This window comes from Thermoanaerobacterium calidifontis (assembly GCF_055381745.1).
Genome location: NZ_AP042436.1, coordinates 1,741,186 through 1,764,017, shown reverse-complemented (window position 1 = coordinate 1,764,017; position 22,832 = coordinate 1,741,186). Strand labels below are relative to the sequence as shown.

Below are 22,832 nucleotides of genomic sequence, written 5' to 3'. Positions count from 1 at the left end.
AAATGTGAGGACTGATATGTATGGAGGTATATCTTGACAATAGCGCCACGACGAAAGTTCGTAGAGAAGTAGTTGAAAAAATGGTTGAAGTAATGGAAGTCGAATATGGCAATCCATCGTCAGTACATCGTAAAGGATATATTGCAGAAAAGATATTGTCTAAGTCAAGAGAAGATATAGCGAAATTATTGAGGTGTGAATCACATGAAGTATTTTTTACATCAGGTGGAACTGAATCAAATAATTTGGCTATACGCGGCATTGTACATGGCATGAAGAGATATGGCAATCATCTGATAACCACAAAGATTGAGCATCCATCTGTATTGAATGTCATGAAGCAGCTTGAAGAAGAAGGCTTTGATGTCACTTATCTCAATGTAGATAAACAAGGATATGTAGACTTAGATGAGTTAAAAAATGCAATAAATGACAGGACGATTTTGATGTCTATAATGGCTGTCAATAATGAGATAGGCACTATAGAACCATTGGATGAGATTGCTAAATTAAAACAAAGGAAAGATAAATTTTATTTTCATGTTGATGGTGTACAGGCAGTTGGAAAAATTAATATTGATTTAAAGAATATAAACATAGACCTTTTGTCTTTAAGCGGCCATAAAATGCATGGGCCAAAGGGCATAGGCGCTCTATACGTAAAAAAAGGGACTAAAATTAAACCTATTTTGTACGGTGGAGGACAGGAAGCCAATTTAAGGTCAGGAACTGAAAATATGCCAGGCATCGTAGGACTTGGAGAAGCATGTCGATTGATAAATGATAATTTTCTTGAATACGAGGCTAAACTTAAAGCATTAAAGAAAAGATTGTACGATGGTATAAAAAATGAGATCTCTGATATTCACTTAAATGGTCCTGACATCGATGATGGTGCTCCGCAAATATTAAATATATCCTTTTTAGGTGTAAGAGGTGAAGTATTGCTTCATGCTTTGGAAGAAAAGGGCATATATGTGTCAACCGGTTCTGCTTGTTCATCCCATAAAAACACTGAAAGCCATGTATTAAAGGCTATTGGGCTAAGTCGCGAATATATAGAAGGTGCTATTAGGTTTTCCTTAAGTGTGTTTAATACAGATGAAGAAATAGATTATACAGTTGATGTATTAAAGGAGAAAGTGAAATTTTTAAGGAGATACAAAAGGAGGTAAAAATGGAGGTTATTCTTATAAAGTATGGTGAGTTAGCTTTAAAAGGCGACAATAGAGCTTTTTTCGAGAATAAACTTGTTAGAAACATTAAAGAAGCTTTAAAAAGCATTGATGGAGTAAAAGTTGAAAAGACGCATGGGAGAATATATGTAGAAACAAGCAACGATGCAAAAGAAGCTATTGACAAACTTAGGAAGGTATTTGGAATAGTTGGAATAACAATAGCTAAAAAAGTAGAATTGGACCTTAATGCGATATACGACTCGGCAATTGAGATTATGAGGCATCATTCAAATAAAAGCTTTAAAGTGGAGACCAGGAGACCTAATAAATCATTTCCTTATGAAAGCATTGAATTAAGCAGAATGATTGGGAGTGAAATACTTAAAAATATCGATGACGTTCATGTTGATGTGCACAATCCTGATGTGGTCTTAAATGTGGAAATAAGGGAGAAGGCGTATTTATACTCTGATACCGTAGAGGGAATTGGGGGAATGCCCCTGGGCACAAATGGGAAAGCTGTTGTTTTATTATCAGGTGGAATTGATAGCCCTGTTGCAGCATGGATGATGATGAAAAGAGGAGTAGAGATAGAAGCGGTGTATTTTCACAGTCCACCATATACGCAGGAGCGTGCAAGGGACAAAGTAATTGATTTGTGCAAAAAGCTTTCAGAGTATGGACAAGATGTATATTTGCATGTGGTGAATTTTACAGATTTTCAACTGGCCATATATGACAAGTGTCCTCCAAAATTGACTACTATTATAATGAGAAGAATGATGATGAGAGTCGCAGAAAATATTGCTCTTAAGTACGGTGCAAAAGCGCTTATAACAGGTGAAAGCTTAGGACAAGTTGCCAGCCAAACCATAGAGAGCTTGTACTGCACAAATGCAGTGACACACATGCCAGTGTTTAGACCGCTTATAGGAATGGATAAGAGTGAAATTGTAGAGATTTCTAAGAAAATCGGGACGTACGATATATCTATAAGGCCTTATGAAGATTGCTGTACCATATTCGTTCCAAAACATCCTATTATAAAACCTGATTTAGACGAAGTTGTCCAAGGCGAAAAAGAATTAGACTATGAACAATTTATTAGCAGTCTCCAAATAGATGAGATAAAGATAAAAAGCTAAAAAATCCCATAGGCATAAGTCTATGGGATTTTATACGTTAAATCTAAATACTATTATATCGCCATCTTCCACGACGTAATCTTTTCCTTCTAACCTCATCAATCCTTTTTCTTTTGCTGGAGTTTCTCCGCCTGATTCAACGTAATCTTTATACGATATTACTTCAGCACGTATAAAACCTTTCTCAAAATCTGAGTGTATTTTCCCGGCAGCCTGTGGTGCCTTTGTACCTCTTTTAATAGTCCAGGCTCTTACTTCCTTTGGCCCTGCTGTAAAAAATGTAATAAGTCCTAAAAGGGAGTACCCGTGACGGATTATGTTATTTAATCCAGGTTCTTCTAAGCCGTATTCGGAAAGCAATTCATATTTTTCTTCATCTGGAAGTGACGAAAGTTCTTCTTCTATTTTTGCTGATATCACAATAACATCGGATTTCTCATTTTTTGCAAAATCTTTAAGCTTCTTAACGTACTCATTTTCATTTTTAGATATAAGATCGTCTTCTGATATATTGGCTGCATACATCACAGGCTTAGATGTAAGAAGCATAAGTTGATTTACAAAAGATAATTCCTCATCATCAAAGTCCATCGTGCGGATAGGCTTACCATCTTCTAATGTCTTTTTGATTTTTTCCAATACATTCAATTCAAATGCAGCACTTTTATCGTTTTTAGCATATTTGGAAGTCTTTGCAATTCGCTTTTCAACAACCTCCAAATCAGCCAGTATAAGCTCTAACGTTATTATTTCGATGTCTCTTATTGGGTCAATACTGCCTTCAACGTGAGTTATGTTGCTGTCATCAAAGCACCTTACCACATTTAATATTGCATCGACTTCTCTTATGTGTGATAAAAATTTATTGCCTAATCCTTCGCCTTTGCTGGCACCCTTTACTAATCCTGCTATATCGACAAATTTTATCGTGGCAGGTATTATTTTTTGAGGATTTACGATTTTTGCTAATTCATTAAGCCTTTTATCGGGCACAGATACGATTCCTACATTAGGCTCTATCGTACAAAAAGGATAATTTGCACATTCGGCGCCTGCTTGTGTTATTGCATTAAAAATCGTGCTTTTTCCAACATTAGGTAGACCGACTATTCCTATTTCCATCTGTATTCCTCCGCTTTTTAAAATCAAAAAATTTTTCTAAATACATCAAATAGATTATATATGAAAAACACTAAAACTTCAAATTGAGTCATTGGATATAATTTACATTGAATATTGTAATAAATTGACTTCATCTGAGCAAAATATTGATTGGAGGTGTTTGAATTGAAAAATAGCAAAAAAATTTTTTTAATACTTTTAGCATTGATAATGGCATTGTCTATATCTTTGACGGGCTGCAAAGCATCTAAAAAGCCATCGCCAACAAGATATACTCCTACGACGCCTAGGACGACACCAGCTCCGTCACCAGGGATGACTACTCCTGCACCGTCAAGAGTGCCGACGACACCAACTCCAACAACACCTGCACCTACTACACCGACTCCAGCGAAAAAGCCGGTTCCGCAAAGCGTGAGAGCAGCAAAAATAGCCAGCAATGTGGCAAAACTTCCTGAAGTAAACAAGGCTACTGTAGTTATATCCGGAAATACTGCTATTGTAGGTATTGACATGAAAGCCAGTGTCCAAGGTACCCATGAGACACAGGTTAAGAAAAAAGTAGAGAAGACAGTGAGAGATACTGATAAAGGGATAAAGAATGTGTCTGTAACATCCGATCCTGATTTATATACAAGGATAAACAATATAGCAAAAGGAATAGCATCTGGAAGACCATTATCTGAGTTTACTAAACAGATAACAGAGATATTAAAAAGGATAACGCCAAGTGCATAATATAAACCTGGGGAAACCCGGGTTTATGCTTTGTTGACATATTTGTAGTTTTTAAATATAATTAGGTCAATTGGATTATTATAGAAGGAGTGAAAAATATGTCCATCATAAAGGAAAACATTGCGAGTGGTATTGAACTCTATGTCAATAAACTTAATAAGTTTAAAACGGTAACAATTAATGTGTACATAAGCAATAAATTAAGCGATGAAACGGCAAAATTTGCATTGCTGCCATCGGTTTTAAGGAGAGGAAGCTTTAGCTTTAAAACGTATAAGGATATAACAAAGCATTTAGAAGATCTTTACGGTGCTACGTTTGCTTATTCGGTTTATAAAAAAGGTGAGCGGCAGATTGCACAGTTTAAGATGGAAATTGTAGATAGTACATATTTAAAGGAAGATATATTGGAAGAAAGCGTTAAGTTCATATCAGACATACTTTTGAATCCATTAATATCAAATGATGGTTTTGAACAAACGTATGTGCAACAAGAGAAAGAAAAGCAGAAGAATATTATCAATTCCCGCGTAAATGAAAAGACTAAATACGCCGTTGAAAGGTGTATAGAAGAAATGTGTAAAGACGAAGATTACGCAATTTATGAGCTTGGAAATGTAGATGACGTAGATAAAATAGATGAAAAAAATCTTTATGAGTATTATAAAAAAGCAATTAAAAGGCTTCCAATAGATATATTTGTCGTAGGCAATGTGGATGTAGACGATGTGAAAGAGTTTTTCAATAAGTATTTTAAAATAGAGAGAACGAGTGTGGATGTGATTCCAGATACGCCTATATTAAGAAAGATCGATAAGGTAAAATATGTAGAAGATAAACTTGATGTTACTCAGGGGAAGCTGACTTTAGGATACAGGACAAACGTAAATCCATGGGATGAGGAGTATTTTTCTCTTTTAGTATTAAGCGGTGTTTTGGGTGGAGGGCCTTTCTCTAAGCTTTTTATGAATGTTAGAGAAAGGGAAAGCCTTGCATATTATGCCCAGACAAGGTTAGAAAGATTTAAAGGATTAATGCTTATAATGTCAGGCATTGAAATTGAAAATTACGAAAAAGCATTGGAGATAATACAAAAGCAAGTAGAGGAGATAAAATCAGGTAATATATCTGATTATGAATTTAATTCGGCTGTGAAAGCTTTGATTACGTCGTTTAATTCAATAAAAGACAGTGGAACACAACTGGCTGATTTTTACTTATCACAAAAACTTTCACATACAAATTACAGTATAGACGATTTTATAAGTAAGGTAAAAAAAGTTACAATAAATGATATCGTGAATGTATCTAAAAAGCTGCAATTGGATACTGTCTATTTCATGACAAAAAAGTGAGGAGTGATATGAGATGATGGAAATATTTAATGACTTAATAAAAGAGAAAATGTATAAATATGAGCATGAAAGTGGATTAAATGTCTTTGTAATGCCTAAGAAAGGTTTTATAAAACAGTATGCAATGTTTGCAACTCATTATGGTTCTAATGATAGAGAATTTATAATTCCCGGTGAAAGTGAACCTACACATGTGCCAGATGGTATTGCACATTTTTTAGAGCATAAGATGTTTGAAGAAGAAAGTGGAAGCGTATTTGAGGAGTTTTCTAAGAATGGAGCTTCTGCAAATGCTTATACGAATTTTACAACTACTGCTTATTTGTTTTCATGCACAGACAATTTTTACAGCAATTTAAAACTTCTTTTGGATTTTGTCCAAAGGCCTTATTTTACAGATGAAAATGTAGAAAAGGAAAAAGGCATAATAGCCCAAGAAATTCGCATGTACGATGACGATCCGTCTTGGAGGCTCTTTTTCAATATGTTAGGCGGATTGTACCGCCAACATCCCGTAAAAATAGATATTGCAGGTACAATTGAATCTATATCAAGAATCGACAAAGACATCTTGTATAAATGCTACAATACATTTTATCATCCATCAAACATGGTTTTATTCGCAGTTGGCGATGTTGACGTGGATAAAGTTGCAGAAATCGTAAATGATAGTGTTAAAACAGAAAAAAGAAATGGAGAGATAAAGCGCATTTATCCTGATGAGCCGACTAAAATAAACAAGAATTACGTAGAACAGAAGATGTCTGTTTCGATGCCGCTATTTAATATTGGATTTAAAGACAATGACATAGGTTATGGAGGAAAGAGATTACTTAAAAAGGACATAACTACACAGATTTGCTTAGAGATTTTAGCCGGTAGAAGCTCCGACTTGTATGAAAAACTTTATAATGATGGACTTATTGATACAACTTTTGATGTAGAGTACGTAGGTGAAGTAGATCATGGTTACTCTATAATAGGTGGTCAATCTGTAGATCCTGAAGCTGTGAAAAAGGCTCTTATAGCTAAAATTTCATCCATCAATAAAGTGGATGACGGTGATTTCTATAGAATTAAGAAAAAGATACTTGGCCGATTTGTAAAATCATTTAATTCTGTTGAAAGTATTGCACACAACTTTATATCGTACTACATGAAAGACATTAATATCTTGGATTTTACATCTGTCATAGAAGATATAACTCCTGATGATGTACTAAATAGATTTAAGACGCATTTTAATGAAGATAACTGTGTATTATCTGTTGTAAAGCCATAATATGTTATAGTTTTTGATAACGAGTCATACTCGTTATTTTTTTGTGAAAAAAATTTTAATTTATTGAAGGATTTTTGAGTTTTATATAGAATAAACATAATAAGTGGTTTAAAGTGGTGCAAAGTGGTTATAAGTGCAATAGAAATGGGTGTTCGGTATGCTGATGGGGCAATATGAACATACAATAGATCAAAAAGGGAGAGTTTTTATACCTGCCAAGTTCAGGGACGAACTGGGGTATAAATTTGTGTTGACGCGAGGGCTTGACAATTGCCTTTTTGCTTACTCATTGTCAGAATGGTCAAATATCGAGGCAAAGCTAAAGACATTGCCACTTAACAGAAAAGATGCCAGAGCATTTACCAGATTTTTCTTAGCAGGCGCCACTGAATGCGAAATAGACAAGCAGGGAAGAGTATTAATACCGAACATCTTGAGAGAACATGCAAAAATTGAGAAAGAAGTCATAATAATTGGGGTATCGTCAAGAGTGGAGATTTGGAGTAAAGAAGTATGGATGGAATATTCAAATAATATTGATGTTTCTTTTGAAGATGTTGCAGAGCATTTAGACGATTTAAACATATAAGGTGATTTTTATGGATTTCAAACATGAAAGTGTGTTGTTGCAAGAGACTATTGAATATTTAGAAATTAAGCCTGATGGTATTTATGTAGATGGAACTTTAGGCGGTGGTGGCCATTCATATGAGATATTAAGACGGCTTGATAAAGGAAAATTAATCGCAATCGACAGAGACATGGACGCCATAAAGGCTGCATCTATTAGGCTTAAAGACTTCAATAATGCAACGTATATTCATGACAATTATAAGAATATAAAAGATATATTAAAAAAATGCGGGATTAAGAGCATAGATGGTGCTTTATTAGACCTTGGCGTATCTTCATATCAATTAGATGAGGCACAAAGGGGATTTTCTTACATGCACGATGCCCCACTTGATATGAGAATGGACAAAGAAAGTGACATTACAGCAGAGTACGTTGTAAACAATTATTCAGAAGATGAAATTGCAAAGGTAATTTCTGATTATGGTGAAGAACTATGGGCTAAACGAATTGCAAAGTTCATCGTTGAGGAGAGAAAGAGAAAACCTATTAAGACTACATTTGAGTTAGTAGACGTAATAAAAAAGGCCATACCTGCATCAAAGAGGAGGACAGGACCGCATCCTGCCAAAAGAACATTTCAAGCTATAAGGATTGAAGTCAATGAAGAGCTAAAAGGGCTTGGAGATGCTATTGCTGACTTTGTAGATGCAATGAATCCGGGAGGAAGAATAGCAATCATAACATTCCACTCGCTGGAAGATCGAATAGTAAAAAATACTTACAAGAAACTGGAGGATCCGTGTACATGCCCTAAAAACTTGCCGTGTACATGTGGGAAAAAACCAGTAATAAAGATCATAACTAAAAAACCTATTGTACCAAGTGAAAATGAAATAAGAGTAAACCCAAGATCTCGAAGTGCAAAACTAAGAGTTGCAGAAAAACTGCTGTTCTAAAGTATAAGGGGGAAGAATAAATTGGTATTAGAAAAGCACAATTACGATTATGATCTAAAGCCGTATTATGAAGAAAACAAAGGTAAAAAAACCAAAAAGAATAAGAAGCTTAAAAACCTTGCAGTAATAGTTTTTGTAGGATTTTTAAGCCTTACCGTTTTGTTTAGGTATGCGTTGATATATCAAAAATCTGTTGCATTAAGCAGTGTAGAGGCAAAAGCCAGCGAAATAGAAAAGTTAAACCAGCAGTTAGAAGTCCAAATTGCTTCAATGAGCGATCTGCAGAGGATAGAAGAAATAGCGAAAAATCAGTTAGGAATGGTAGAGCCTGATAAAGGGCAGATAGTCTACATGAGTGTTGGAAAACAAAATCAAGTCGCTGAGAAAAAAACAGATGATGAAAACAAAAATAAGACTTTTTGGGGAAGGATTTTGGGACTGCTGGTGAGATAGGAGGGATTTTAAATATCACCAAGCATTTCTACCAAAAAGAGAATTTTATTTTTGCTGTTTTTTTCTATACTTATTATTAGCGTTCTCATTGTTAGGCTTTTTTGGATACAGATAGTAAAAAGCGATGAATTTCAAAAGCTTGCCATACCTCAGTGGACATTAGATGTTTCAGTTACGCCAAAACGCGGCTTGATATTAGACAGAAATGGCAAGGCACTTGCTGAAAGCGCAAGTTCTAACAAAGTTAGCATAATACCGAAAGAAGTGAAAGACAGCCAAAAAGATGAAATTGCGTCAAAGCTGGCTGAGATTTTAAAAATCGACAAAGAAGATATCCTTAAAAAGATAAACAACAAGAATGTACAAGAGGTATTGATTGCAAGGAGAATTGATGATGATACGGCTAACAAGATAAGAAAATTAAATCTATCTTGTATTGTAATATCTGGAGATACAAAAAGATATTATCCAGAGAAGAATTTAGCTTCCCACATACTTGGGTTTACAGGTGTAGACAATCAAGGACTGGACGGAATCGAGTCGGTGTACGATAGCTATTTAAGAGGAATACCTGGAAGGATTTCGTCGCCAGTTGATGCATTAGGCAGGAAAATGGGGAATGGTGAAGAAGAATACATCCCACCTATAGATGGTTACAATGTTGTTTTGACGATTGATTCAAACATACAGCATTTTGCAGAAAAAGCTCTTGATGATGCGTATGCACATACTAAGCCTACAAAAGGTGCTGTTGCAATCGTAATGGATCCTAAGACAGGTGATATTTTAGCCATGGCATCAAGGCCTGATTACGATCCAAACAACCCATTTGCAGGTCCCAAAAGCGATTGGTTTAAAAATTGGAGAGATAAGGCTATATCGGATGCTTACGAACCTGGCTCAGTTTTCAAGACAGTTACAGCGTCAGCAGCATTGGAGGAAGGTGTTGTTGGGTTAAACGAGCAATTTTATGACCCTGGATATATCATGGTTGCAGGGCAGAGAATAAATTGTTGGGCAACACATTACAGCGAAACATTTGTACAAGGAGTCCAAAATTCCTGCAACGTTGTCTTTGCGACAATTGCCCAAAGGCTTGGAGTAGACAAATTGTACAAGTACATTCATGAATTTGGCTTTGGAGAAACCACCGGCATAACATTACCTGGAGAAGCACCTGGCCTTGTAATGAAAGAAAAAGATGTAGGCCCTGTAGAGCTTGCTACAAACTCGTTTGGACAGGGTATTGCGGTTACGCCACTTCAAATGATACGAGCGGTTTCAGCGATAGTAAATGGCGGAAAACTGATGGAGCCTCATATAGTCAAAGAAATAGTCGATTCTGATGGGAAACCTATAAAAGAATTCAAACCAACTGTAATAAGGCAAGTGATATCCGAAAAGACATCAGCTACAATGAGGCAGATACTTGAAAGTGTAGTATCCGAAGGCACAGGCAAGGCAGGTTACATAGAAGGGTATGATGTTGGAGGGAAAACAGGCACTACAGAAAAATATACACCGGGGAAATACGTGGCTTCATACGTCGGATTTGCACCTGCAGAAGATCCAAAAGTGATAGCGCTTGTGGTGATTGATGAACCAAATGCTGAAACCCATTTTGGCAGTGCGTTAGCAGGACCTGTAGTAAGAAGCATATTATATGACACGTTGACGTACTTAAATGTAAAACCAAAAGGCATTGTAGTGAAGCCTCTTGTAAAAGTTCCAGATGTAAGGAATTTAAACTTGAATGAGGCTCAAAATGCATTGTTAAAAGATAAGCTGCAATTTTCCATCGAAGGAACTGGGAACACAGTTGTAGATCAAATGCCTAAACCCGGGGCAATGGTAGAAGAAGATTCGCAAATTGTCTTGTATTTAAATGAATATAATAATAACGGAAAGGTTGATGTACCTGATCTAAAAGGAAGATCTATCACAGAAGCGAGTAACATTTTAAGCTCTTTAGGACTGAAAATAAAAATCAATGGTTCTGGTATTGCTGTAAGCCAGAAGCCAGAAAAAGGTGAAAAAGTTGATAAAGGAACAACTGTTGAAGTCGACTTTAGGCCACTGGAAAATTAATTCAAGCACAATATGCAGTTTTTGATATATGCAAACTGCATAATTGTGCTATACTATTAAATGTATATAATGAATTAGGAGGCCTATTATGAGACTTGTGGATATATTAAAGGATGTAAATTATACAACTGTTAAAGGCAACATCGATGTTGATGTAAAAGGAATTTGCTATGATTCCAGGAATTCAAAAGAAGGTTCGCTATTTGTTGCAATCAAAGGATTTAAGTTTGATGGGGCGGATTACATAAATGATGCTGTAGAAAGAGGAGCTGTTGCCGTCGTAGTTGAACATGAAATAACCATAGATAAAGACATCACCGTCATAAAAGTAGAAAATGCCAGGAAGTCATTGGCTAAAATCGCATCAAATTACTATGGTGATCCTTCAAAACAGCTTTTTATGATAGGCGTGACAGGAACAAACGGCAAGACTTCTGTCACATACATGATAAAGTCCATACTGGAAAGCCAGAACAATAAAGTCGGGTTGATAGGAACGATTCACAACATGATTGGCGACAAAGTCTATCCAACAGAGAGGACTACTCCAGAGTCATTAGATCTTCAAAGATACCTTAGGCTCATGGTTGATGAAGGTGTGAAATACGTAGTGATGGAAGTTTCTTCACATTCATTGGCGTTAAACAGAGTAGATGAATGTAAATTTGATATAGCCGTTTTTACCAATTTAACCCAAGATCATTTAGATTTTCACAAGACGATGGATGAGTATGCTAGTGCAAAGGCTAAACTTTTCAGGATGGCAAAGATGGCTTGCGTGATAAACATAGATGATGATTATTCTTCGTATATGATAGAGAATTCTAATGCTAAAGTTGTAACATATGGCATAAAAGACTATGCATACATAATGGCAAAAGACATCAAAAACGATATTAAAGGTGCGAAATTTACTGTTCAAATAGAAGATATAAAAAGTGAAATAGCTTTAAAGATACCGGGGCTATTTAGTGTATACAATTCACTGGCGGCTATTTCGGTAGCATTTATATTGGGTATACCGCTTCAGTCTGTAAAAATGGCACTTAAGGATGTCAAGATAAAAGGAAGATTTGAAGTTCTTGATTTGGATGTACCTTACAATGTAGTGATTGACTACGCCCACACTCCAGACGGACTTGAGAATTTAATGAAGGCATTTGAAGAATACAATACTGGGAAAAAGATATTGCTTTTTGGTTGTGGCGGCGACAGAGATAAAGGCAAACGCCCTAAAATGGGAGAAGTCGCTGGCAAATATGCCGATTTTGTAATTATAACTTCGGACAATCCAAGGTCGGAGGAGCCTATTAAGATAATACAAGAAATTGAAGAAGGCATTAAAAATACAAAATGCCCTTACACAATCATAGAAGATAGGAAAGAAGCTATAAAGTACGCACTATCTATAGCGAAGGACAATGACGTCGTAATTTTAGCTGGTAAGGGGCATGAAACATATCAAGTATTGAAAGACAAAGTCATAGATTTTGATGAAAGAGACATAGTAAGAGATATATTAAATGGAGATGAAAAAGTTGATTTTAACAGTTAAAGAGATATTGGATGCAACAGAAGGGAAATTACTATCCGGCGATATAAATGTATGCGTAAGCGGTATAAGCACCGATTCGAGGACAATTAAGTCTGGAGATTTGTTTATACCTTTAAAAGGTGAAAGGTTCAATGGAGAGGAATTCATAGATGATGCCTTAAATGTAGGTTCTGCTTCCCTTACAGAGTCTATCAATTATATCAGACACGATAGTAAACCGATTATATTTGTCAAAGACACAAAAGACGCTTTGCACAGGATAGCTAAATATTATAGAAGCAAATTCGATATTCCATTTATTGCCGTAACTGGCAGCAGTGGAAAAACTACGACTAAGGACATGATTTACGATGTTTTATCGATGAAGTACAACGTCTTAAAGACAATCGGAAATTTCAACAATGAGATCGGCTTGCCCCTTACCTTATTTACGCTTAATGATGGTCATGATATGGCTGTTGTTGAAATGGGAATGAGCGGTTTTGGCGAAATAAGAAGGTTAAAAAACATTGCATCTCCTAATGTTGCGGTATATACGAATATTGGAGTTGCTCATATTGAAAAATTAGGTTCCCGTGAAAATATATTAAAGGCAAAATCAGAGCTTATTGAAGATTTTAAAGATGGCGATACAGTCGTAATTAATGCAGATGATGATATGTTAATAAAATTGCTTGAAAAAAAGGGCCCTAAATTTGTGACATACGGTATAAATAATGGCGATATCAAGGCCTTTGACATAGAATTAAAGGAAGAATCTTCAAAATACAAAGTTTTGATAGATGGGTATTTATTAGACATAGAATTAAACGTACCAGGAAAACACAATATATATAATTCATTAGCGGCAATTTGTATAGGAATCAAATTTGATGTCAATAAAGAAGATATAAGGAAAGCACTGGCTAAGTTTCAGCCAAGTGACATGAGATTAAATATAATAGATGCAGCAGGTATTAAAATTATAAACGATGTGTATAATGCAAATCCTTCATCCATGAAAGCTGCTTTGTCAGTTTTAGGTGGATATACAGAGAGAAGGAAAGTAGCTGTGTTAGGCAATATGTTAGAGTTAGGACAGTATGCAGACATTGCACATCGAGAGGTTGGGGAATATGTAAAAGAAAATGATATTGATGTGCTTATAACAGTTGGAGATTATGCTTTGAAAATAGCTGATGGGGCAATAGAAAAAGGAATGAACAATGATAATGTCTTTAGATGCGCTAATAATGCAGAAGCCATTGATGTCATAAAAAATATTATGAAAGAAAGTGATGTCTTTTTAGTTAAAGGTTCAAGAGGGATGAAGATGGAGGAAATCGTGAAATTTTTGCAGGAGAGTGCTTATAAATGATACAAAAGATGATATTTGCTACAATTATTTCTTTTTTAATTTGTGTCGTATTAGGTCCTATTGTTATTCCATGGCTAACTAAATTAAAGTTTGGTCAAAGTGTAAGAAGCGATGGACCTAAGACGCATCTAAAAAAAGCTGGAACCCCAACAATGGGTGGAATAATCATAATTATCTCTTTGCTCATTGCTGATATTGTATTTTCAAAATGGGATAAATACATGGCATTGTTAATCACGATAACATTAGGATATGGAATAATCGGCTTTTTGGATGACTACATAAAAGTGCGGTATAAAAGATCGTTAGGTCTTACCGCCAGGCAAAAGCTTTTAGGTCAATTTGCATTAGCTATTTTGTTTGCGTATTTTTCGAAGAATATAGTTGGCACCGATGTAATAATTCCATTTTTGAAGCGAGAAATTGACTTGGGCTACTTTTACATACCGTTTATAATGTTTGTAGTTGTTGGAACTGTAAATAGTGTTAATCTAACGGATGGATTGGATGGGCTTGCATCAGGAGTATCTTTTATGGTTACCGCTTTTTTTACATTAATAGGTTTTTTTATGAACAATACATCATTAACTGTGTTTGGTGCAGCAATTACTGGTGCACTTCTTGGATTTTTGAAGTTTAATAGATACCCTGCTGAAGTGTTTATGGGGGATACAGGTTCGCTTGCAATTGGTGGCGCTGTAGCGGCTCTGGCTACAATGACTAAATTGCCTGTTATTTTAGTAGTGGTGGGAATTGTCTACGTCGCTGAAGCGTTATCGGTCATAATGCAAGTTGTGTCATTCAGACTTACAGGTAAAAGGATATTTAAAATGAGTCCTCTCCATCATCATTTTGAGCTTTCTGGTTGGTCAGAGACTAAAGTCGTATTTTTATTTTGGATAGTAACTTTGATAGCAGTATTTGTGTCATTTTATGGGATAAGTTAAATATATCTAAAAAAATAGAATGCAAATTTTTTTATGATTTAGGAGGAAAATATGGACTTTTGTGGTAAAAAAATTGTTGTAGCGGGATTTGGGTTAAGTGGCAAAGCCCTGTGCAGGGTTTTGTTGATGTTAAATGCTGAAATATTTGTGTTTGATTCGAAAGAAGAAGATAAGTTTGGCGATGATTTAAAAGAATTTAAAGAAAAAGGTGTGACATTTTGCTTTAAAAAGGTCACAGATGAACTTTTAAATGGCACAGAAATGGTTATTGTCAGTCCTGGAATTTCTATGGACTCTGATATAGTCCTATTATCAAAATCAAGGGGCATTGATGTAATAGGCGAGGTGGAGTTTGCTTACAGGCTATCAAAAGCTCCTATATACGCTATAACTGGGACGAATGGAAAGACTACGACAACATCATTGCTTGGTGAAATATTTAAAGCGTCAGGTGCAAAAACATATGTTGCAGGGAACATAGGATATCCTCTTGTTGAAGCGGCAATAAATGCTAATGCGGAAGATGTAATTGTGGCAGAGATAAGCAGTTTTCAGCTGGAAACAATAAAGGAGTTTAAACCTGAAATAAGCGCGATAATAAATATAACTCCGGATCATTTAAATAGACACAAGACATTGGAAAACTACATCGAAATCAAAGGGCGGATTTTCGAGAATCAAACTGCTGATCAATTCACTGTCTTAAATTATGATGATAAAAATATTTCTTCTTTATTTAAAAAAGCCAAATGCAATGTTTTTCCTTTTAGCAGAAATAGAGCTTTAGAGCATGGTACGTATCTTGAAAATGGAAAAATCGTAATCTCTGCAGATGGAGAAAAAAGTACGATAATAGACATTGAAGACATATATATTCCAGGAAATCACAATGTAGAAAATGCCATGGTAGCATCTACAATGGCTTATTTAGCGGGAATTGATATTAAAGTCATAAGTGAAACATTGAGGACATTTAAAGGCGTTGAGCATAGGATTGAATTTGTAAGAAACGTAAATGGAGTCAAATATTACAATGACTCAAAAGGAACAAACCCAGATGCAGCAATAAAAGCTATTGAAGCTATGAAAGGCCCTATCATATTGATTGCCGGTGGATATGACAAAGGTGTAAGTTTTGATGAATTTACTGCTTCTTTTAAAGGTCGCGTAAAAAAATTGATTCTGCTTGGTGAGACGAAAGATTTAATCTATAAATCTGCTATAAAAGAAGGGTATTCAGAAGATGATGTTATATTTGTAGAAAGCATAGATGATGCTGTTTATGCTGCTTATAATGCGGCTAAACCTGGTGACAATGTGCTTTTATCGCCTGCCTGTGCAAGTTGGGATATGTTTAGAAATTATGAAGAGAGAGGCAGACTCTTTAAAGATGCGGTAAATTCTTTGAGGGGGTAGGCTCAGTGAATCGTAAGTATCCCGTTGATTACAATATACTTATATCCGTATTGGTTCTTGTGTCCATAGGTGTTGTGATGGTATTTAGCGCAAGCTCTGCAAATGCGTATTACCAATACCATGATTCATTCTACTTTTTGAAGCGTCAGCTTTTGTGGGCAATTATCGGCTTTTTTGCCATGACATTTATGATGAATTTTGATTATCATAAATTGAAGAAGCTGTCAAATGCGTTGTTGATATTGTCAATAGTTTTACTTATAGTAGTATTGTTGCCAGGAATAGGAAGCACAAGGTACAATTCTACCAGATGGATTGAAATAGGCGGATTTACTTTGCAGCCGTCAGAAATAGCTAAATACGCCATAATACTGTTTTTTGCAAAATATTTTGATAATAACCCTAATTATGCAAAAAGCTTTAAAAAGGGAGTCCTTCCTGTACTATTGATTGCCGGAATATTCTTTTTACTCATTATGAAGCAGCCAAATTTCAGCACTGCTGGTACAATATTTATCATTTCTATAATAATCTTATTTGTGGCGGGCGCAAAGTTATCATTTATGGCGACATTGTTTGGAGTTGGTGGTTCTGCAGCTATTATCGTAGTGACCAGCATAAAGTACATAAGGCAAAGGGTATTTACATTTTTAAATCCATGGCAAGACATAAAAGGGCATGGCTATCAAATTGTACAGTCCTTGTATGCTTTAGGTTCAGGAGGGCTTTTTGGAGTCGGTTTAGGCAGAAGCCGACAGAAGTTTATGTATCTGCCGATGCCACAAAACGACTTTATTTTTTCAATAATCGGTGAAGAGCTTGGCCTTATCGGGACGGCTTCTATATTGTTACTTTTTCTGTATCTCATAATAAGAGGCCTTAGAGTCGCGGCAAAAGCTCCGGATGTATTTGGATGTCTCATTGCTACCGGCATTGTAGGTGTGATCGGCGTTCAAACTTTGATAAATGTTGCAGTTGTAACTTCATCAATGCCAGCTACTGGTGTGTCTTTGCCATTTATCAGTTATGGTGGGACATCTACAGTCTTTATGATGGCTGCAATGGGCATATTATTGAATATATCAAGGTACGCAAACATGGATAGGAGTTGATGAAATGAGGTACTTATTGACAGGTGGCGGTACAGGTGGCCATATATATCCGGCAGTGGCGATTGCAAATGAAATCATGCGAAACGAAAAAGATGCAGAGATATTATTTGTAGGAACAGAAAATGGGCTTGAAAAAGAATTGGTGCCAAAGTCAGGTTATACCCTTAAAACTATAAGAGTAAAAGGATTTAAGCGCAAATTATCAATTGATACGATAAAGACTATTAAGATAGCTTTCGATGGTTTGATAGATGCAAAAAAAATAATAAATGATTATAGACCGGATGTAGTAATTGGAACAGGGGGATATGTGTGCGGCCCTGTAGTCATGACAGCAGCTCTTATGAAGATACCGACGCTTATTCACGAGCAAAATGCTTATCCAGGACTTACAAATAGAATACTTTCAAGGTTTGTAGATATTGTGGCCGTTGCATTTGATGAGTCAAAAAAGTACTTTCGAAATAAAGGCAATATCTTTGTGACAGGTAATCCCATTAGAATGGAGATTTTGAATGGTGATAGAAAAAAGGCTTTGAAAAAATGGAGCTTAGATGAGACGAAAAAAGTAGTGGTTTCTGTAGGAGGTAGCAGAGGCGCTGCCAAAATCAATGAATACATGGTTGATGTGATAAAAAAATCGAGAGAAGAATTTCAGATTCTCATGATAACAGGAAAAAATCAGTATGACAGTGTAATAAAAATGATCAAAGATTACGATATAAGATTAGGAGAAAATATTAAGATAATTCCGTATTGTTATGAAATGGGTGATATCTATTCAATTGCAGATGTAATGGTGTGTAGATCAGGTGCAATCACACTTGCAGAATTGTTAGCCACATCAACTGCATCGATTTTGATTCCGTCTCCAAATGTTACTCACAATCATCAAGAGTACAATGCAAGAGTTCTTGAAAAAAATGGTGCAGCTTCGGTGATTCTTGAAAAAGACTTAAATGGAGATGTTTTGTATAAAAAGATATTATCTATCGTAAATGACTCCAGTAAGCTTAAAACCATGAAAGCTAATGCAAAAAAGTTATCAAAGATAGATGCTGCCAATGAAATTTATAGGCTTGTTTGTAAGCTAAAATAGGCGATGTAACCTCCTGAAGCATAGGTGCATATTATGAATTGTACAGCTTAACAGGAGGTGATAGAATGGGATGAAATATGTCATTAAAGGAGGAAATAGATTAAAAGGTGAGGTACGGATAAACGGTGCGAAAAATTCTGTATTGCCAATACTTGCTGCAACACTATTAAACAAAGGTGTAAGTATTTTACACTCTTGCCCAAGATTAAAAGATGTTTATTCTATGATAGAAATATTAAGACACTTAGGCTGTACAGTAGAATTTGATGGGTCAGACATTATAGTAGATTCCAGTGGTATCATTGATTACCACATTCCAGACAGATTAATGAGAGCAATGAGATCATCCATTTTTTTGATGGGAGCATTGGTGGCAAGAAATAATGTTGCTCAGATCAGCTTTCCAGGAGGATGTGACATAGGGCATAGGCCTATTGACTTGCACATAAAAAGTTTAAAAAAGCTTGGCATATCAATAGATGAATCGTATGGATTTATCAATTGCGAAAGCAAGTCAATTTGCGGCAATGAAATACATCTTGATATACCCAGCGTTGGTGCAACTGAAAATATAATGTTGGCTGCATCCATGGCTGATGGAACTACAGTTATAGGAAATGCTGCAAAAGAGCCAGAAATAGAGGATCTACAAAATTTTCTAAATTCGATGGGTGCAAAGATTTCAGGTGCAGGTACAAATACTATTGTGATACGAGGTGTAAAAGAATTGCATGATACTGAATACACAATAATACCTGATAGGATAGTTGCGGGGACTTATCTTATTGCATCAGCTATTACAAAAGGAGAGGTAGTTCTTAAAAATGTGATTAAAAGACACGTAGATTCTCTTTTGTCAAAGCTAAATGAATGTGGTTTTAAAATATCACATGGCAATGACTTTATAAAACTTAATTCTACCGGTAGAGCCAAGGCAGTTGACATGATAATAACTCTCCCATATCCTGGTTTTCCAACGGATCTTCAGGCACAAATGGTTTCACTTTTAGCTACTGCGGATGGGACATCTATAGTTACGGAGACTATTTTTGACAATAGGTTTAAATATACAGAGGAATTAGTAAGAATGGGCGCAGATATTAAAGTAGATGGGCGAATTGCGGTAGTGAAAGGAGTTGACAAGCTTACGGGAACAAATGTCGTTGCAAAAGATTTAAGAGGTGGTGCAGCACTAGTCTTAGCTGGATTAGGTGCTATCGGCACTACAATTGTAGAAGACATAGAACATATTGATAGAGGATATGAAGATTTTAGCGAAAATTTAAAAAATCTTGGTGCTGACATAGAAAGGACTATGTAAAACAGCCAATGCTGTTTTACATCATCTAAAATTTGTACAAGCATATGATAGAGGCGATGTATATGATGGAAGAAAGACAGTATAAAAAGAAAAAGAGGTTTAGCGTTTTTATCGTATTTTTGTTTATTTTTGCAATCATACTTTATATAATTTTATTTAAAACATCATTATTTGATGTAAAAAACATATATGTCTATGGGACAAGATCAGTAGATAAGAGCGATGTCATAAGGTTGTCGGGGATAGAGATAGGCAGCAATACTCTGAAAATAAATAAATCAGCCGTCATTAAATCCATTATGAAGGATCCATACATTAAAGATGCGTCAATTAACATAATTTATCCTTCTAAAGTCGAAATAAAAATAGATGAAAGGGTATTGGCGGCTCAAATAAGCTATAAAGACAAATTTCTATATGTAGATACCGACTGTGTCGCAGTTCAGTTAGGTGATTACAACAATAAATTGCCAATATTAAAGGGAATCGACGTTGGAAAATTTGAGATAGGAAGTAAAATCAACAATTTAAGTAATAATAAGGACATAGCAAAACTATTGCCGTTAATATATAATAAGAATATATACAATAGTATAATTGTTGATGGTTCAAAGATTACATTAAAGACGAATTCAGGAATAAATGTAGTATTGGAGAATGTTGATGACATAAGCTATTCATTAAATTTTTCTGAAAAGATATTGAATGATTTAGAGAAAAAAGGCTATAACAGTGGAAATGTTCTTATAGTAAGCAACGGGAATCCAATTTATACGCCATAAGAAATGGAGGAAGTGCAGTGAAAAAGAGCTTTTTTGTTTCTATCGCTTTTGTATGTGTCGTTCTTGGAATAATGATATCAACACAGTTTAGAAATGTGAAAAACAGTGATAGCTTGACTGTGCAAAGAGCAGAGGAACTTACAAGTAAATTAAATCAAGTTCAGAAAGAGAGAGATGAGTTGAAAAAACAAATAAATGATTTAGAAGCGAAAATATCAAATTATGAAAATTCTGCGGCTAAGTCAAGCACAGTAACAAAGTCTCTTAAAGATGACCTTGACAAATATAAAGAATTAGCGGGACTTTCTGATGTTGAAGGACCTGGCATCATAGTTACAATAAATGATGGCAATACACAACTTCAACCCGGTGCTGATCAGAATGCTTTTTTGGTTCACGATGAAGATCTTCTAAATATAGTTAATGAGCTTAGAGCAGCGGGAGCTGAAGCTATATCAATAAATGACCAAAGACTCGTTGCAACATCTGAGATACGAATGATAGGCAATACTATCGATATTAATTCAGTCAGATTTACGCCTCCATATGTGGTGAAAGCCATTGGAAATCCAGATACATTGGAAGCTGCATTGCGACTTAAAGGTGGAATCATCGATACATTGTCAAACTGGGGAATTCAGGTTAACATTAAGCGTTCTGACAAAATATTAGTCAAAAAATATGACGGTGTTTTAACGTATAAATATGCGAAACCTTACGAAGGAGGGAATAATTGATGGCTTTAATTATCATTTTAAGTTTAGCTTTAGGACTTGCAATCGGATTTTTCTTGCCAATTAATTTGCCTCCTGCATATACATCATATCTTTCCGTTGCCATACTGGCTGCACTAGATTCTGTTTTTGGAGGAATTCGTGCCAGCCTTGAAAATAAATTCAATAATGCTATTTTCATTTCAGGCTTTTTTGGAAATGCTATATTGGCTGCAGTTTTAGCCTATATAGGTGATGTGTTAGGAGTTCCGATTTATTTGGCTGCGATTTTTGCTTTTGGCAGCAGATTGTTTACAAATTTTGCTTATATTCGGAGATACATTTTGAATAATTTTTCTAAAAAACAATAAGCTCCGAGGGGAGGAGAATTAATTGAATGAAATCATAACAGGTATTGATATTGGGACATCAAAAGTATGCACTATAATTGGCCAATGTGACAAAAATGGAGAGCTGAGGATAATTGGCATTGGAATGTATCCATGCAATGGCATGAAAAAAGGAGTCGTTGTTGATATAGAGACAACTGCTTTTTCCATTAAAAAATCCATCGAACAGGCTGAAAGAATGGCGAATCAAAAGGTCACATCGGTTTACATTAAAATTCCCGGCGGCCTTACTGAAATATACAGAAATAGAGGTCTTGTGGCTGTAACAAGGGATGATAAAGAGATAACAGCGCAAGATGTGGAAAGAGTGCTGCAAGCTGCTAAAATAATGGCTTTGCCATCTGATAAACAGATAATTGAGCTTATCCCTATTGAATACATAGTAGATGGTTATGGAGAAATTAAAGACCCTGTAGGTATGGCAGGGATAAGGTTGGAAGTGGATGCGGCAATTGTAACGGGTAGCTTGACAGCAGTACAGAATATGGAAAAATGCGTAAAAAAGGCTGGTTACACCATGTCGGGAATCATCGTAGAGCCATTAGCTACAGCAGAAGCAATATTGACTAAAGATGAGAGAGAACTTGGCGCAGCACTTATCGACATAGGTGCTGGTGTAACAGATATAGCAGTCTTTAGGTCTGGAAATTTAATATATACAGGCATGATACCTGTTGGCGGAAATCACATAACCAACGATTTGTCAATCGGGTTAAAGATTTCTTTTGAAGAAGCCGAAATTATAAAGAAGAAGTATGGTTCTGTGGTGAAGGTAGAGAATGATGAGACAGTAAAAATAGCAAATATAGCAAATCATAGTTCTCAAGATACCAGACTTAATGATATAATAGATATTATAGAAGCGAGAGTAAATGAAATTTTGACGATGGTGTACGATGAAATGAGGGGTTCTAACGTTTTAGACCAGATTTCAACAAATATTGTAATAACAGGAGGCGGAATATCTTTTATAAAAGGCAGTCTGGATTTAGCAGAGAGTATTTTGGGTAAAAATGTAAGATTAGGTTTGCCTAATGCTATTGGAGTTTCTACGCCTGTATATTCAACTGCAGTAGGAATCGTCAAATATGTTTTTGCAAACCGAAAGTATCTATATAAAAAGCAAGTTGAGGTTCCGAAAGAAAGGGACCAAAAGAAAAGTGGGGTATTGTCAAAAATAAAAGACTGGTTTAATGATTTTTGGATATGATATGAGGAGGGTCTTAT

21 protein-coding genes are annotated in these 22,832 nt (G+C 35.5%); 20 read left to right on the top strand and 1 reads right to left on the bottom strand.

The annotated features are described in order from the left end of the window. The first annotated feature begins 20 nt into the window (after positions 1 to 20). Together ACZ42G_RS09255 and thiI are read left to right on the top strand one after the other, a co-directional pair. A complete protein-coding gene (locus tag ACZ42G_RS09255; protein ID WP_085112179.1) occupies positions 21 to 1,175 on the top strand; it encodes a cysteine desulfurase family protein in 1,155 nt (384 codons plus the stop codon). Positions 1,176 to 1,177: 2 nt separating this feature from the next. Continuing rightward, the gene (thiI, locus tag ACZ42G_RS09250; protein ID WP_464850164.1) at positions 1,178 to 2,323 is read left to right on the top strand and encodes a tRNA uracil 4-sulfurtransferase ThiI; all 1,146 of its coding nucleotides are present in this window, start codon (positions 1,178 to 1,180) and stop codon (positions 2,321 to 2,323) included. Positions 2,324 to 2,353: 30 nt separating this feature from the next. Here thiI and ychF read toward each other — a convergent pair whose 3' ends face one another. Beyond that, positions 2,354 to 3,445 carry a redox-regulated ATPase YchF gene (gene ychF, locus ACZ42G_RS09245; RefSeq protein ID WP_464850162.1) on the bottom strand — a complete coding sequence of 364 codons (1,092 nt, stop codon included), beginning with the start codon at positions 3,443 to 3,445 and terminating at the stop codon, positions 2,354 to 2,356. A 165-nt stretch (positions 3,446 to 3,610) separates the two neighbouring features. Between ychF and ACZ42G_RS09240 the strand changes: the two genes are divergently transcribed. The 18 genes from ACZ42G_RS09240 to ftsA all read left to right on the top strand — a co-directional run bounded on the left by ACZ42G_RS09240 (position 3,611) and on the right by ftsA (position 22,815). Then, positions 3,611 to 4,183 (top strand): YhcN/YlaJ family sporulation lipoprotein, encoded by a 573-nt coding sequence (locus ACZ42G_RS09240; protein WP_464850161.1) that lies wholly within the window; start codon positions 3,611 to 3,613, stop codon positions 4,181 to 4,183. A gap of 98 nt (positions 4,184 to 4,281) precedes the next feature. Further along, positions 4,282 to 5,538 (top strand): EF-P 5-aminopentanol modification-associated protein YfmF, encoded by a 1,257-nt coding sequence (gene yfmF, locus ACZ42G_RS09235; RefSeq protein ID WP_464850160.1) that lies wholly within the window; start codon positions 4,282 to 4,284, stop codon positions 5,536 to 5,538. A 13-nt stretch (positions 5,539 to 5,551) separates the two neighbouring features. Beyond that, the gene (yfmH, locus tag ACZ42G_RS09230; RefSeq protein WP_464850158.1) at positions 5,552 to 6,820 is read left to right on the top strand and encodes an EF-P 5-aminopentanol modification-associated protein YfmH; all 1,269 of its coding nucleotides are present in this window, start codon (positions 5,552 to 5,554) and stop codon (positions 6,818 to 6,820) included. A 157-nt stretch (positions 6,821 to 6,977) separates the two neighbouring features. Next, the gene (mraZ, locus tag ACZ42G_RS09225; protein ID WP_041592077.1) at positions 6,978 to 7,409 is read left to right on the top strand and encodes a division/cell wall cluster transcriptional repressor MraZ; all 432 of its coding nucleotides are present in this window, start codon (positions 6,978 to 6,980) and stop codon (positions 7,407 to 7,409) included. Positions 7,410 to 7,419: 10 nt separating this feature from the next. After that, entirely contained in the window at positions 7,420 to 8,352 is a 933-nt protein-coding gene (rsmH, locus tag ACZ42G_RS09220) for a 16S rRNA (cytosine(1402)-N(4))-methyltransferase RsmH (protein ID WP_085112173.1), read from the top strand. 21 nt (positions 8,353 to 8,373) lie between these two features. Further along, positions 8,374 to 8,805 (top strand): septum formation initiator family protein, encoded by a 432-nt coding sequence (locus ACZ42G_RS09215; RefSeq protein WP_013787832.1) that lies wholly within the window; start codon positions 8,374 to 8,376, stop codon positions 8,803 to 8,805. Positions 8,806 to 8,817: 12 nt separating this feature from the next. Beyond that, entirely contained in the window at positions 8,818 to 10,893 is a 2,076-nt protein-coding gene (locus tag ACZ42G_RS09210) for a stage V sporulation protein D (RefSeq protein WP_464852150.1), read from the top strand. Positions 10,894 to 10,981: 88 nt separating this feature from the next. Beyond that, positions 10,982 to 12,448, top strand: coding sequence for a UDP-N-acetylmuramoyl-L-alanyl-D-glutamate--2,6-diaminopimelate ligase (locus ACZ42G_RS09205; protein ID WP_085112170.1), 1,467 nt, complete (start codon positions 10,982 to 10,984; stop codon positions 12,446 to 12,448). Next, complete coding sequence (locus tag ACZ42G_RS09200; protein WP_350494243.1) at positions 12,423 to 13,805, top strand: UDP-N-acetylmuramoyl-tripeptide--D-alanyl-D-alanine ligase; 1,383 nt, start codon at positions 12,423 to 12,425, stop codon at positions 13,803 to 13,805. Before ACZ42G_RS09205 ends, ACZ42G_RS09200 begins: the two co-directional genes overlap by 26 nt. Then, a complete protein-coding gene (mraY, locus tag ACZ42G_RS09195) occupies positions 13,802 to 14,752 on the top strand; it encodes a phospho-N-acetylmuramoyl-pentapeptide-transferase (RefSeq protein WP_464850157.1) in 951 nt (316 codons plus the stop codon). Before ACZ42G_RS09200 ends, mraY begins: the two co-directional genes overlap by 4 nt. A 51-nt stretch (positions 14,753 to 14,803) precedes the next feature. Further along, on the top strand, positions 14,804 to 16,168 hold the full coding sequence (gene murD, locus ACZ42G_RS09190; RefSeq protein ID WP_464850156.1) for a UDP-N-acetylmuramoyl-L-alanine--D-glutamate ligase: 1,365 nt from the start codon (positions 14,804 to 14,806) through the stop codon (positions 16,166 to 16,168). A 5-nt stretch (positions 16,169 to 16,173) separates the two neighbouring features. Beyond that, a complete protein-coding gene (gene spoVE, locus ACZ42G_RS09185; RefSeq protein ID WP_014758445.1) occupies positions 16,174 to 17,280 on the top strand; it encodes a stage V sporulation protein E in 1,107 nt (368 codons plus the stop codon). Positions 17,281 to 17,284: 4 nt separating this feature from the next. Further along, on the top strand, positions 17,285 to 18,379 hold the full coding sequence (gene murG / locus ACZ42G_RS09180; RefSeq protein WP_274892937.1) for an undecaprenyldiphospho-muramoylpentapeptide beta-N-acetylglucosaminyltransferase: 1,095 nt from the start codon (positions 17,285 to 17,287) through the stop codon (positions 18,377 to 18,379). A gap of 70 nt (positions 18,380 to 18,449) precedes the next feature. Beyond that, entirely contained in the window at positions 18,450 to 19,700 is a 1,251-nt protein-coding gene (murA, locus tag ACZ42G_RS09175) for a UDP-N-acetylglucosamine 1-carboxyvinyltransferase (protein WP_274892936.1), read from the top strand. 62 nt (positions 19,701 to 19,762) lie between these two features. After that, the gene (locus ACZ42G_RS09170) at positions 19,763 to 20,482 is read left to right on the top strand and encodes a cell division protein FtsQ/DivIB (RefSeq protein ID WP_085112165.1); all 720 of its coding nucleotides are present in this window, start codon (positions 19,763 to 19,765) and stop codon (positions 20,480 to 20,482) included. Between the two features lie 17 nt (positions 20,483 to 20,499). Beyond that, positions 20,500 to 21,219, top strand: coding sequence for a DUF881 domain-containing protein (locus ACZ42G_RS09165; RefSeq protein ID WP_085112164.1), 720 nt, complete (start codon positions 20,500 to 20,502; stop codon positions 21,217 to 21,219). Further along, on the top strand, positions 21,219 to 21,566 hold the full coding sequence (locus ACZ42G_RS09160; protein ID WP_013787843.1) for a small basic family protein: 348 nt from the start codon (positions 21,219 to 21,221) through the stop codon (positions 21,564 to 21,566). The genes ACZ42G_RS09165 and ACZ42G_RS09160 overlap by 1 nt, the downstream gene beginning before the upstream one ends. Positions 21,567 to 21,588: 22 nt before the next feature. Next, positions 21,589 to 22,815 (top strand): cell division protein FtsA, encoded by a 1,227-nt coding sequence (gene ftsA, locus ACZ42G_RS09155; RefSeq protein ID WP_464850154.1) that lies wholly within the window; start codon positions 21,589 to 21,591, stop codon positions 22,813 to 22,815. Positions 22,816 to 22,832 lie beyond the last annotated feature (17 nt).